At 60.3% G+C, this 12,716-nt stretch carries 12 protein-coding genes; 6 read left to right on the top strand and 6 right to left on the bottom strand.

Annotated features, from left to right (window positions below; genetic code table 11):
* Positions 1–65: 65 nt before the first annotated feature.
* On the bottom strand, positions 66–1,346 hold the full coding sequence (locus IE188_RS08640; RefSeq protein ID WP_191286089.1) for a glycosyltransferase 87 family protein: 1,281 nt from the start codon (positions 1,344–1,346) through the stop codon (positions 66–68).
* A 232-nt stretch (positions 1,347–1,578) separates the two neighbouring features.
* Here IE188_RS08640 and aspS point away from each other — a divergent pair, with 232 nt between their 5' ends.
* A complete protein-coding gene (gene aspS, locus IE188_RS08635) occupies positions 1,579–3,429 on the top strand; it encodes an aspartate--tRNA ligase (RefSeq protein ID WP_191286088.1) in 1,851 nt (616 codons plus the stop codon).
* Between the two features lie 501 nt (positions 3,430–3,930).
* Here the strand turns inward: aspS and IE188_RS08630 are convergent.
* Positions 3,931–4,650, bottom strand: coding sequence for a response regulator transcription factor (locus IE188_RS08630; protein ID WP_191286087.1), 720 nt, complete (start codon positions 4,648–4,650; stop codon positions 3,931–3,933).
* 158 nt (positions 4,651–4,808) lie between these two features.
* Between IE188_RS08630 and mce the strand changes: the two genes are divergently transcribed.
* On the top strand, positions 4,809–5,213 hold the full coding sequence (gene mce / locus IE188_RS08625) for a methylmalonyl-CoA epimerase (protein ID WP_191286086.1): 405 nt from the start codon (positions 4,809–4,811) through the stop codon (positions 5,211–5,213).
* The gene (locus IE188_RS08620; protein ID WP_191286085.1) at positions 5,213–5,488 is read left to right on the top strand and encodes a DUF1467 family protein; all 276 of its coding nucleotides are present in this window, start codon (positions 5,213–5,215) and stop codon (positions 5,486–5,488) included. The genes mce and IE188_RS08620 overlap by 1 nt, the downstream gene beginning before the upstream one ends.
* 5 nt (positions 5,489–5,493) lie before the next feature.
* Here the strand turns inward: IE188_RS08620 and IE188_RS08615 are convergent, their stop codons facing one another.
* The 3 genes from IE188_RS08615 to IE188_RS08605 form a co-directional block, all read right to left on the bottom strand.
* Positions 5,494–6,231, bottom strand: a complete 738-nt coding sequence (locus tag IE188_RS08615; protein WP_191286084.1) for a metallophosphoesterase — start codon at positions 6,229–6,231, stop codon at positions 5,494–5,496.
* A gap of 88 nt (positions 6,232–6,319) precedes the next feature.
* Positions 6,320–7,912: a phosphoglycerate dehydrogenase gene (gene serA / locus IE188_RS08610; protein ID WP_191286083.1), complete on the bottom strand. Its 1,593-nt coding sequence runs from the start codon at positions 7,910–7,912 to the stop codon at positions 6,320–6,322.
* Positions 7,913–7,977: 65 nt separating this feature from the next.
* Positions 7,978–9,123 carry a phosphoserine transaminase gene (locus tag IE188_RS08605; protein ID WP_191286082.1) on the bottom strand — a complete coding sequence of 382 codons (1,146 nt, stop codon included), beginning with the start codon at positions 9,121–9,123 and terminating at the stop codon, positions 7,978–7,980.
* Positions 9,124–9,276: 153 nt separating this feature from the next.
* Between IE188_RS08605 and serB the strand changes: the two genes are divergently transcribed.
* Together serB and IE188_RS08595 are read left to right on the top strand one after the other, a co-directional pair.
* Positions 9,277–10,155 (top strand): phosphoserine phosphatase SerB, encoded by an 879-nt coding sequence (gene serB / locus IE188_RS08600; RefSeq protein WP_191286333.1) that lies wholly within the window; start codon positions 9,277–9,279, stop codon positions 10,153–10,155.
* Entirely contained in the window at positions 10,148–10,906 is a 759-nt protein-coding gene (locus IE188_RS08595) for a TSUP family transporter (protein WP_191286081.1), read from the top strand. The genes serB and IE188_RS08595 overlap by 8 nt, the downstream gene beginning before the upstream one ends.
* Before the next feature lie 63 nt (positions 10,907–10,969).
* Here the strand turns inward: IE188_RS08595 and IE188_RS08590 are convergent, their stop codons facing one another.
* Complete coding sequence (locus IE188_RS08590; RefSeq protein ID WP_191286080.1) at positions 10,970–11,977, bottom strand: asparaginase; 1,008 nt, start codon at positions 11,975–11,977, stop codon at positions 10,970–10,972.
* A gap of 183 nt (positions 11,978–12,160) precedes the next feature.
* On the opposite strand from IE188_RS08590, the gene IE188_RS08585 reads away from it, so the two are divergent.
* The gene (locus IE188_RS08585; protein ID WP_191286079.1) at positions 12,161–12,688 is read left to right on the top strand and encodes an invasion associated locus B family protein; all 528 of its coding nucleotides are present in this window, start codon (positions 12,161–12,163) and stop codon (positions 12,686–12,688) included.
* Positions 12,689–12,716: the final 28 nt, after the last annotated feature.

The raw sequence follows: 12,716 nt of genomic DNA, 5'->3' as shown, positions 1-12,716 counted from the left end.
GACTGGACCACGTTCGGGATTCTCACCCGCGCGCAAATTGTCGTGGGTTATAGAGATGAGGGGGTTTAGCGCAAGCCCTGAATGAGGTCCGCCGGACGATGCGTTGCCACTCTCAACGATAAAAGTAGAAAAGCGACGGCAAGCCCGAAGTGCAGATAGACCTGAACATAACCTGCCCAGAACACATCAACCAACCACAGGAACACCGGCAGCGACATAAGCGCCCCTATGACAATCAGCAACACGTGCAGCCATCGTTTGTTCCATACGCCAATTATGGCTGGGATCATTAGTATGGGCAGAAGCAGGTAATGCAGCCAGGCGAGTGGCGAGGACACAACCACGAGCAGATACACCCCTAGAAACCGGGTCCACATGCGCGTAATTATTGGTGCTACGCGCGTCAACAACCACACGCCTAAAAGGCCCAACACAAAAACAAATCTGGACAGAAACGCATTCACTGCAGGCTGGTCAACCATGCTTGGTTGATTAATCTGCCATATCACAGAGCCCTGCCATAGCTGGTGCAGGTGATACAGCACCAGTTCAACCCCGATACTGAGTCGTGAGACAAGGATTTCGGAGTCAAGCGATGCAAGTCTATCGATCAGTGCCTGGTGCAAAGGCCACCCCACGACCAGAACCGAGCCGAGCCCCAGCATGATACCGATCGCAATAAACGCAGCGAGTGCCGACCAACGCCTCTCCATCACCAGAAAGATCACAAGCATTGCTGGCATCAGCTTGATCGCCGCGGCTAACGCCAAAGTCGCACCTGCAAGGATGTCATTGCCGCTCAACAAAAGAAACAGCATCAGGATCAAAAGGAAAGTCACGATGATCTGCGGTTGCAGCAGTTGCAGAGACAATGCACCGACCGAGGTAAACCCGGCCGCGTATCCACCAATTACACACCAGATGAGAAAGGAGGGCATCTTTCCGTGGTTCTCTGCTACAAGGCGCCGACCAATGGCGAACGACAGGCTGATTGAAGCGACAAGCGACAGAACAAACAAGACGAGTACGATATTTGAAAAGGCTATGAAACCAACATGCTGCGTGATAGGGCCAAGTAGCTTCGCCCAAATGGGTGGATAGACGAAGGCAGGGACAAGCGCATCGGGCCGCCCATGTGCGGCTGCCAGCGCCTGCCATTCCGCTGGTGCATGCTTCCAGAACATCTCTCCGCCGGGGGCATACACTAAATCGTGTGCGCCGATCTGGTAGAAATGTGCTGCGAAATAGAGTGCTGAAAGGTCGACTGGCCAGTTGTTCCAATAGTTGCCGATCAAGATTGAAGCGATGAACGCAAGGACCGTAGAACCAATCCATTGATACGTCATCCGGTACATTTACTCCTCGCTCCCTTTGGCTGAATCGAACGGGATGTCCGAGAGCAAACTTTCGCGACAACCGCATAACCTGTCGATGGGTCTAGCGTGATCCGATTGGCAGACCAACCATTTCGGCTCCGCGCACCATCCTTTTCCGGCAGATGTTGCTGCTTCGGCTTGACTTTACCCGCCAAGGCAGGTGTATCGGCGCGATACATATGAACGCTCGACGGGGGCACCCATGCACGCTTTTCGCAGCCACACCTGCGCTGAACTGAACAAATCGAATGTTGGCGACACGGTGCGCCTGTCTGGTTGGGTCCATCGGGTCCGCGACCACGGCGGCATCCTGTTCATCGACCTGCGCGACCATTATGGCATCACGCAAGTTCTGTGCGACCCCGACAGCCCCGTCTTTGCCGAGATGGAGAAGGTGCGGTCCGAATGGTGCATCCGCATCGACGGGAATGTGAAGGCCCGCGACGCCGATCTGGTGAACGACAAGATCCCAACCGGCGAAATCGAGGTGTTCGTACGCGATCTTGAGGTTCTGGGCGCCTCGGACGAACTGCCGTTGATGGTGTTCGGCGATCAGGAATACCCGGAAGAAACGCGGCTGAAATACCGGTTCCTGGATCTGCGACGCGAGGTGATGCAGGAGAACATGAAATTGCGCTCGGACGTTGTCGCTTCGATGCGCAAGCGGATGTGGGATCAGGGGTTCCGTGAATATCAGACGCCGATCATCACGGCCTCCAGCCCCGAAGGTGCGCGTGACTTCCTTGTGCCGTCTCGTCTGCATCCCGGCAAATTCTATGCGCTGCCGCAGGCCCCGCAGCAGTTCAAACAGTTGATGATGGTGGCGGGCTTTGACAAGTATTTCCAGATCGCGCCGTGTTTCCGCGACGAAGACCCGCGCGCCGACCGCTCGCCCACCGACTTCTATCAGTTGGACATGGAGATGTCCTTCGTCACCCAGCAAGACGTGTTCGACACGATTGAACCGGTGCTGAAAGGCGTGTTCGAAGAGTTTGGCGGCGGGCGCAAGGTCGATCAGGACTGGCCGCATATCTCCTACAAAGACGCGGCGCTGTGGTATGGCACCGACAAGCCGGACTTGCGCAACCCGATCAAGATGCAGGTGGTTTCGGATCATTTCCGCGGCTCGGGCTTTGCGATCTTTGCGAAGCTGTTGGAGCAGGACGGGACCGAGATTCGCGCCATTCCCGCGCCCACGGGCGGCAGCCGCAAGTTCTGCGACCGGATGAACAAGTTTGCGCAGCAAGAAGGCCTGCCCGGCATGGGCTATATCTTCTGGCGCGAGAAGACGGCGGACTCGGTCGCGCAGGAACTGGGGATCAGCGTCAAAGAGGCGCAGGCCAAGCTGAAAGCCGGCGAGGTCGAGGGCGGCATGGAAGCGGCAGGCCCGCTGGCCAAGAACATCGGCCCGGAACGGACCGAGGCGATCCGCCAGCAACTGGGTCTGGACGTCGGCGACGCGGCTTTCTTCCTTGGCGGCAAGCCCAAGGCGTTCGAGGCTGTTGCGGGCCGGGCCCGCACCGTCATCGGCGACGAGTTGGGCCTGACCGACAAAGACCGGTTCGCCTTCGCCTGGATCGTGGACTTTCCGATCTTCCAGATAGATGACGAAACCGGCAAACTGGATTTCGACCACAACCCGTTTTCCATGCCGCAAGGCGGGATGGAGGCGCTGGAGGGCGACCCCTTGGCTGTGCGTGGCTTCCAGTATGACCTGGCCTGCAACGGCTATGAACTGGTGTCGGGCGCCATTCGGAACCACAAGCCCGAGATCATGTTCAAGGCCTTTGACCTGGCGGGCTATGGCGAGGATGAGGTGCGCAAGCGGTTCGGCGGGATGGTCAACGCCTTCCAATACGGCGCGCCCCCGCACGGCGGCTGTGCAGCCGGTGTGGACCGTATCGTGATGTTGCTGGCAGACGAGGAAAACATCCGCGAAGTGATGATGTTCCCGATGAACCAGCGCGCCGAAGACCTGATGATGAACGCGCCCAGCGAACCGCAGAACGAGCAACTGCGCGAGCTTCACCTGCGCGTAATCCCTCAGGAGTAAGCACGCGGGCACCCGGCGCCGGTCACGTCAGGGGCCGCAATGCGCGCCCGGGATTTGCCAATGAAAACATGAAAGGGTGCGTGTAGTTCTACACGCACCCTTGTTTTCAGCAGCAGCTCGCTGAAACAGCACTCTTCTCAAATCACCCTTTACCGGACGGGTCTTGATCATATCACCTGCCGCGTCGACCCATGACCGGAAAAGTCAGGCGACGGTCAACACCAGCGCTGTGACCAACATGGCCGCGCCGGAAATCAGAACCGTCCAATCGATCACGGCATTGCCGAACTCTTCATCCGCGAAACGTTTAATCAGGCTTTTCATAATACAACCCTCGTCTTAACACTTCGTTCACCCCGTCTGATGCTTTTCTGTCATCAGATTTGGGCGGAAATGAGGTCTTGCCCGGCCCATTTCATGGACGAGCGGGGTATTTTCGCGGCAGGGTCAGGGAATGTCGCATCCCCCGCCGGGTCGATTGCATAAGCCCCGGACCGGTGATCACAGAACGTGACGGTCGGCCAGCCGGTCTTGCAGCAGCCCCTGCACACGGGCCAGATCAGCCCCGGTACCGCGTCCGGCGGCACGAGCTTGCGCCAGGTCGGTTGCAGCAGCCTCCAGCGGGTTGTCATGCGCGCTGCGCGCCACACCCCCCAGAAACTGGGCAAGATAATCCTGCATCGGCCCGTCTACCCCGTCGCGCATCAGGGCGGCGGCGTGGCACAGATCATCCTGAAATGCGATCGCGTCAGGTTCGATGACCTCTTGCGGCAGGGCGCGCGGGGCAACGGGGCCTTCGGCGGGTGGCAGAACGGACAGAATGCTTTGTTGGAACACCGCAAGGCTTTCAACGGGTTTTGCCAGAAATCCATCCGCCCCGGCCTGCATGGCCTGATCCCCGTTCGTCGCGTCCCCGCTCATCCCCAGAAGCACGGGAACGCGCAGCGGATCTGCGGCCAGCCGTGCGATCAGATCGGCACCGCAGCCATCTGGCAGCCCCATATCCACGATCACGATAGAGGGGCGATAGACCCGCAGGTGCCGATGTGCGGCCCCCAGGCTGTCAGCCCGCCGGATGCGCGCGCCTGATCGCAGGCTCAGAAGTCGGATCGCTTCGGATGCGAAACGGCTGTCTTCGACCACAAGAACGGTCAGCCCCTGCAATGGACGGTCGGCGGTCGGGGGTTGGCCCATCATCAGTTTTTCCAGATCATCGCTCATCGGCGTTCTCCTTTCACCGTGAGCCTGCGCGAAAATTGCCTAACATCCGGTTAAACCCGCAAACGCGGCGTCGCTTTCGCGCGATGCGGCACCGCAGCACTTGCCCGACGGCCGCAACCCCGGCATAACCAAGCCATGATTTCCGAGGGAGACAAGACATGATCGGACGCCTGAACCACGTGGCCATCGCCGTGCCAGACCTTGAGGCCGCCGCGGCACAGTATCGCGACACGCTGGGGGCCGATGTGGGCGCCCCGCAGGACGAACCGGATCATGGCGTCACGGTCGTGTTCATCACCCTGCCCAACACCAAGATCGAGCTTCTGTATCCACTGGGGGACAATTCGCCCATCGCAGGTTTTCTGGAAAAGAACCCGGCAGGCGGCATTCACCACATCTGTTACGAGGTCGACGACATCATCGCTGCACGTGACAAGCTGCAAGCCGCGGGCGCCCGCGTGCTGGGCACCGGCGAACCGAAGATCGGCGCCCATGGCAAACCCGTCCTGTTCCTGCATCCAAAGGACTTCAACGGCACGCTGGTCGAGCTGGAACAAGTTTGATGTCGATCACCGCCGCCATTGTCCTGTATGTCGTGATCTGGTTTGTGACCATGTTCGTGGTCCTGCCCATCGGCCTGCGCACCCAGGGCGATGAAGGCGAGGTGGTGCGCGGCACCCATGCCGGTGCACCCGCCGATTTCAAGCTGGCGCGCACCATGATCATCGTCACCATAATCGGCACGGTGGTCTGGGCCATCGTGGCCGGGATCATCGTATCGGGCTGGATCACCATCGAGGATATTGACTGGTTCGACCGGCTGGACGACGCCGGCTAGCGCGCTCAGCCGCGCGACACGGGCTGGCGCCCCTCGGGGGTCAGCAACCAGACGTCGCGCCCCTCGATCACCACGGCGGACAGTGCTTTGCCGTGCCCGGCGCCGGTGTCGATATTCACCCGGTTGCCGTAATGCGTCACCGTATCCACAGGCGTGTGACCGTGGATGATCAGCGCCCCATGATCGGCAGTCGAGGCATGAAACTCGCCGCGAATCCAGCACAGATCATCCTCGGACTGGGCGTCGAGTAGCACACCGGGGCGGATGCCCGCATGGACAAAGCACAGATCGCCAAGGCGGTACATCGCAGGCAGGTCCGCCAGAAAACGGCGATGCGCCTTTGGAACGGCGGCGCGCGCCTTTGGGTGAAGCTGATAGGTGCGAATGCCGTCCGGCACCTCGACCCCATAGCTGCCCAGCGTCCGAACCCCGCCGATGCCCGGATGCAGCCAGTTATACCCGACCAGCAGTTGCATATCGACCATCGGATAGGGGCGCAGGAACATCTCCATCATCCGGTCATGATTGCCCTTGAGCACCACCCAGTTGCGCCCCTGCGCCACACCGTCCAGCAGGCAGGTGATGACGCCTGCACTGTCGGGACCACGATCCACAAGGTCTCCGATATGGACGACAGGGGCGTTGCTGTCCCCCACCCGCGCGCGATCTTCTTCGATCAAGGCGTGCGCGTTGTGCAGCAGATCAAGCTGGCCGTGAATGTCTCCGATCGCATAGGCGCGCATGGGTCCCTCCTGTCAGCGCCGACAGTAACGGGCAGGTCGGAAATGAAAAGCCCCGGCACTTGGTCGGGGCTTTCATCGTTCACCGCTTTCAGATGTCGAAGGCCAGCGGCTTGACCGATTGGAACATGCCAGTTTCCAACAGGCTTTTCAGCGCCGTTTGGGGGATGGCTTCGTCCAGATACAGAAGCGCAATCGCATCGCCTCCCGTGTCTTTCCGGCCCAAGGTGAAGTTGGCGATATTCACCCCCTGCTCGCCCATCGTGTTGCCCAACGTCCCGATGATGCCGGGCTGGTCGTTGTTGGTGGTGTAGAGCATATGCGCGCCGATCTCGGCATCAATGTTGATGCCCTTGATCTGAATAAAGCGCGGCTTGCCGTCCGAAAACACCGTCCCCGCAATGGACCGTTCGCGTTTTTCCGTCACGACCGTCAGCTTGATATAGCCGTCAAAAGACCCGCCCTTTGCCTGCGTGGTGGTCGAGGTCTTGATACCCCGATCCGCCGCCACGACCGGCGCGGATACCATGTTTACATCCGGCAGGATCGGCTTCATCAGCCCCGACAGAACCGCGCAATCCAGTGCCTTCAGGTTCATTTCGGCTGCCACACCATCATAAAGGATGTTGACCGCCTTGATCGGCCCCTCGGTCAACTGCCCGACGAAGGCGCCCAGATGCTCGGCCAGTTTGATCCACGGCCCCATGACCTTGGCTTCTTCAGCAGTGACGGACGGCATGTTCAGCGCGTTCTGAACCGCCCCGGTCAACAGATAATCCGACATCTGTTCCGCCACTTGAAGCGCCACATTTTCCTGCGCTTCGGTTGTCGCAGCGCCCAGATGCGGGGTGCAGACCACGTTGGGCAATCCGAACAGAGGGTTCTCGGTCGCGGGTTCCTCGGCAAATACGTCGAACGCCGCTCCGGCGACATGGCCGGACTTCAGCAGGTCGGCCAACGCTTCTTCATCCACCAGACCCCCACGGGCGCAGTTGATGATGCGAACGCCTTTCTTGGTCTTCTCAAGGTTTTCGCGGCTCAGGATATTGCGGGTCTGATCGATCAAGGGCACGTGCAGGGTGATGAAATCCGAGCGTTTCAGAAGCTCGTCCAACTCAACCTTTTCCACACCCATATGATCCGCCTTGTCTTCCGACAGGAAGGGGTCATAGGCGATGACCTTCATCTTCAAGCCCAGCGCACGATCACAGACGATACCGCCGATATTGCCCGCTCCGATCACGCCCAGCGTCTTGTTGGTCAGTTCGACCCCCATGAACTTGGATTTCTCCCACTTGCCCGCATGGGTCGAGGCGGACGCCTCGGGGATTTGCCGGGCCACGGCGAACATCATCGCAATGGCATGTTCGGCGGTGGTGATCATGTTGCCGAACGGCGTGTTCATCACGATCACGCCCTTCTTGGACGCGGCGATCTTGTCGACATTGTCGGTTCCGATCCCGGCGCGACCAACCACTTTCAGGTTGGTGGCGGCCTCAAGGATCTTGTCTGTCACCTTGGTCGCCGAGCGGATGGCAAGGCCGTCATAATCGCCAATGCGTGCCAGCAGAGCATCCTTGTCCTTGCCAAGGTTGGGTTCGAAATCGACGTCGATGCCGCGATCGCGAAAGATCTGAACGGCGGTTTCCGACAGTTTATCGGATACGAGGACTTTGGGGGCCATGTGTCTGGTCCTTTTCACAATTATCTGGGGGAAGGCCCCGCGCAACCAGTGCGCAGGGCGAAAACTTATTGCGCTGCGATCTCGGCGTTGAACGCCCAGTCGAGCCACGGCATCAGGGCTTCGACATCCGATGTCTCGACCGTGCCGCCGCACCAGATGCGCAGACCGGCGGGCGCGTCGCGATATGCGCCGATATCCAGCGCCACGCCTTCGGCCTCCAACCGCTTGGCCACCGCTTTGGCAAAGGCCGCGCCGTCCTTGATCCGATCATCGGTAAACTTCAGACAGACCGAGGTGTTCGACAGCGTCGCCGGATCGTGCGCCAGAAAGTCGATCCAGTCGCGCATCTCAACAAAATCGGCGATGACCTTGGTGTTTGCATCCGCGCGGTGGATGAGTCCTTCAAGCCCGCCCACAGAGCGCGCCCAATCGAGCGCAAACAGGTAATCCTCGACCGCCAGCATGGACGGCGTATTGATCGTCGCGCCGGTGAAGATGCCGTCGATCAGCTTCCCACCTTTCGTCAGGCGGAAGATTTTCGGCAATGGCCAAGCGGGGGTGTAGCTTTCCAGACGCTCAACTGCACGCGGCGACAGGATCAGGACGCCATGCGCCGCTTCTCCGCCCAATACCTTCTGCCAGCTGAATGTGGTCACATCCAGCTTGTCCCAGGGCAGGTCCATCGCAAACGCCGCGGACGTGGCATCGCAGATCGTCAGCCCTTCGCGGTCGTCAGCGATCCAATCGCCATTCGGGACACGCACGCCCGAGGTGGTGCCGTTCCACGTGAACACAACGTCATTGGTGAAATCGACCGAGGACAGATCCGGCAGTTCGCCGTATTCGGCGGTCTTTACGACGGCGTCCAGCTTCAACTGCTTGGTCACATCCGTGACCCAACCCGCGCCAAAGCTCTCCCACGCCAGCAACTCGACACCACGCGCACCCAGAAGCGACCATAGCGCCATTTCCACCGCGCCGGTATCCGACGCAGGCACGATCCCGATCTTGTAATCCGCAGGAATGCCCAGCACCTCACGGGTGCCTTCAATGGCGGCCTTCAGCTTGTCCTTGCCGATGGCCGCACGGTGCGAACGGCCAAGGGCGGCGTCCGACAAAGCATCCAATGTCCATGTGGGGGGTTTGGCACAGGGGCCAGAAGAAAAACGCGGATTTGCCGGCCGCGTGACCGGTTGAGCAATATCAGTCATGATACCCTTCCAGATATAAGCCCCTCGTTGGGGAGGGGTGTCCCACGGACCGAAGTAAGGAGCAGATGCGTCTGGCACAAGATCAAAAATGTCGCTATAGCCGCGCCGAGCGTCGGAATATGGCGCCGAATGTCTACGATCGGAAACTTTCGCATGTTCATCGCCACGCTGCTGACAGCCCCCACCAACCCCACCCTTGAAATCGCGCTGGTGGAAAGCCTGCGCAATGCCTGGGGTGGCGGCGATGCCGATTGGCTGTCACCGGACGAAGCCGCCGAGTTTCCCGTTCGCCAGATGCCCCCGAACCTCTGGGACGTCTGGGAGGATCTGCAAACCCTGGGCGTCGATCTTGTCGTTCAACCAATGGAGGGGCGGCGCAAACGCATGTTGCTGGCGGATATGGATTCGACCATGATCCAGCAGGAATGCATCGACGAGCTGGCGGACGAAGCTGGCGTCGGCGACCGCGTCAAAGACATCACCGCCCGTGCCATGAATGGCGAACTGGACTTCGAAGGTGCGCTGACCGAAAGGGTGGGGCTGCTAAAGGGCCTGCCAGAAGCGGTCATCGACAAGGTGCTTGATACGCGCATTACCCTGATGCCCGGCGGGCGTGAACTGCTGGCCACGATGAAAGCCGCCGGCGCTTATGCCGCGCTGGTTTCAGGCGGGTTCACTGCGTTCACAGCCCATGTGGCGCAAACTCTGGGCTTTGATGAGAACCGTGCCAACACGCTCCTGACCGCGGACGGTAAACTGACTGGCGAAGTCGGCCAGCCCATCCTGGGGCGCGATGCCAAGGTGGCCGCGCTGGAAGAGATCTCGGCCCGCCTTGGTCTCATCCATGACGAGGTCATGGCCGTCGGCGATGGCGCCAACGATCTGGGTATGCTTCAACGGGCAGGCGCAGGTGTGGCGCTGCACGCAAAGCCAACGGTGGCAGCACAATGCGACATACGGATCAATCACGGTGATCTGACAGCACTTCTATACATCCAAGGTTATTCAAAGGCCGAGTTCGCAAGTGTTTGACCTGACAACCGAGGTCATTTTTCTGCTCTTGGCTGCGGCCTTTGTTGCGGGCTTTGTCGACAGCATCGCGGGCGGCGGCGGGTTGATCACCCTGCCCGCACTGTTGCTGGCAGGAGTGCCCCCTGTCACCGCGCTCGCCACCAACAAGGTGCAAGGCCTGTTCGGGGCGGGGATGGCCGCGCTGACCTATGCGCGCGCGGGGCATGTGAACCTGTGGGCGCAACTCAAACCCGGCGCAATCTCGTTTCTGGCTGCCCTTGTGGGCGCATTGTCAGTGAATGCGCTGCCCACTGACCTGATCCGCTGGATCCTGCCGGTGCTTCTGGTCGCCATCGCGCTGTTTTTTGCGCTGAAGCCGGGTCTCGACGACCTCGACCGCCACCAGCGCCTGTCGCCCGCTCTGTTTGCCCTGACCTTCGTGCCGCTGATCGGCTTCTACGACGGCCTGCTTGGCCCCGGCACGGGGGCCTTCTTCATGCTGGCCTTCGTTGCCATGGCCGGGCACGGCATTCTCAAAGCGACAGCGCATACCAAGCTTCTGAACTTCGCCTCGAATGTCGGCGGGCTGGCGGGGTTTCTGATCGTGCTCTCGCCGCTGTGGGCGATCGGCTTGGCGATGGGCGCCGCCCAGATCGCAGGCGCCTATCTCGGCTCCAGCCTCGCGTCGCGGATTGGCGCCAGATTGATCAAACCGCTGCTGGTCATTGCCTCAACCGCGATGGCGCTGAAGCTCATCACAGACCTGATTTAACGGTTTCTTCTGGCCAAAAATATCCTGGGGTGAATGCGCGCATGCGCAGAGGGGCAAGGCCCCTTACCCCCACCCCCGCATGAGCGCGGCACTCGGCCGAATCTCACCTGTATCCAGCCCCGCGAAATTTTTCACCACCGGGTTCATCCGCTTCTTCACCATTGGATCATCCGCCGTCAGAACACCCAGTTTCACCAGGATCGTCGCAATCGCGCATTCCGATGCGCGTGTTGCCCCATCGGTGATCTTCAGCGCAACGCCAAGTTCCTGCTCTGGCAGGATGGCGACAAAGAACGCTTCCGCGCCGGTTTTCAGGGCAACCTTGCCCTTTGCGGCACGCATCAACTCGGTGCAGGCGCGGGTTTCACCGGCCACCAGTTCCGGGTGCAGCATCATCGCCTCGCGCAGACGCACGGCGGCGTCCTGACGTTTGTCCGCCCCCGGTTTGGCCCCGGCAAACGCCCCCATCGCGCGACCCATGCCAGCCAGGGTCGAGGCAAAGTTCGGCGCCGAACAGCCGTCAATCCCGAAACCGGCGCTGGCCTCATCCGTGATCTCTTCAAAGGCGGTCTTAACTGCCTTCTGCACCGGATGGTCCAGATCAACATAATCCGCACCGGCTCCAAGATGACGGCTGAGTGTCAGGAACCCGGCATGTTTGCCCGAGCAATTGTTGTGAATCCGGCAAGGGCTTTGATCCGTCTTGATCAGCCCGGTCTTGGCCTCGCGATCATCGGGCATCTGCGGCCCGCACAAAAGGTCGTCATTTCCCAGCCCCATCTCCGCAAGCCAGCGTGTCACGCGGGTGGTGTGAATCGCAGCCCCCTGATGACTGGCGCAAGCCAGCGCCAGTTGCTCGGTGGTCAGCCCTGCCACATCGGCCGCCCCGCTTTCCACCAGCGGCAACGCCTGCAACATCTTCGCCGACGAACGCGGCAGGATCACTTGATCGGGATCGCCCCAGCCGTCAACGATTTCACCCTTGGCGTTGCATATGACCGCATGGCCATGGTGTTGGCTTTCAAGGATATCTCCGCGCCAAACCTCGACAAGACGCTCTGACTGGCCCATTGGTTGATCCTTTCCAAATGAAACATGCGAAAAACCGCCACGGGGGCTTTTATTACGCCCACATTTCGCGCTAAACTCCCTGCACAGACTTGGAAACGACCCAAGCGCAACAGTCAAGGGCCGCGTCAGACGGTGGGGACGCGCATGGGCTTGAGGCAGAGGCAGCTGGAGGCTGTGTTAGACATGAAACGAACGATTTCAGGCGCGATTTGCGCACTGGGCCTGTCGCTGGCAGCGACGGGTGTTTTCGCTCAGGAAAGCTCGAACCGGGTCGCCGCAAACACCGATTGGAGCGTGTTTGTCGAGGACAACCCGAAAGAATGCTGGAGCGTTTCCAGCCCGAAAGAGACCGTGAACACCAGAAACGGGCGTTCCGTGGCGGTGAAGCGCGGCGATATCCTGCTGTTTGTCAGCTATCGCCCCGGCGCCGATGTGAAAGGCGAGGTCTCGTTTACCGGCGGCTATCCGTTTGCCGATGGCTCGACCGTCGAGCTGAAAATCGGCGACAGCACCTTCCAGCTGTTTACAGACGGTGAATGGGCTTGGTCGGCCTCGAAAGACGACGATGCCAAGATCATCGCGGCCATGAAACGCGGCGCAAGTGCGATCGCCACGGCAAGCAGCTCTCGCGGCACCAAGACGCAGGACACATTCAGCCTTCTGGGCTTCACCGCGGCTGTGGACGAGGCCGGTAAACGCTGCGGCGGCTGATCCGGCATCACATCACGACATTCTGAAA

It is taken from the genome of Aliiroseovarius zhejiangensis (assembly GCF_014656375.1).
GTDB lineage: Bacteria > Pseudomonadota > Alphaproteobacteria > Rhodobacterales > Rhodobacteraceae > Aliiroseovarius > Aliiroseovarius zhejiangensis.
This window is presented reverse-complemented; position numbering and strand designations above follow the sequence as displayed.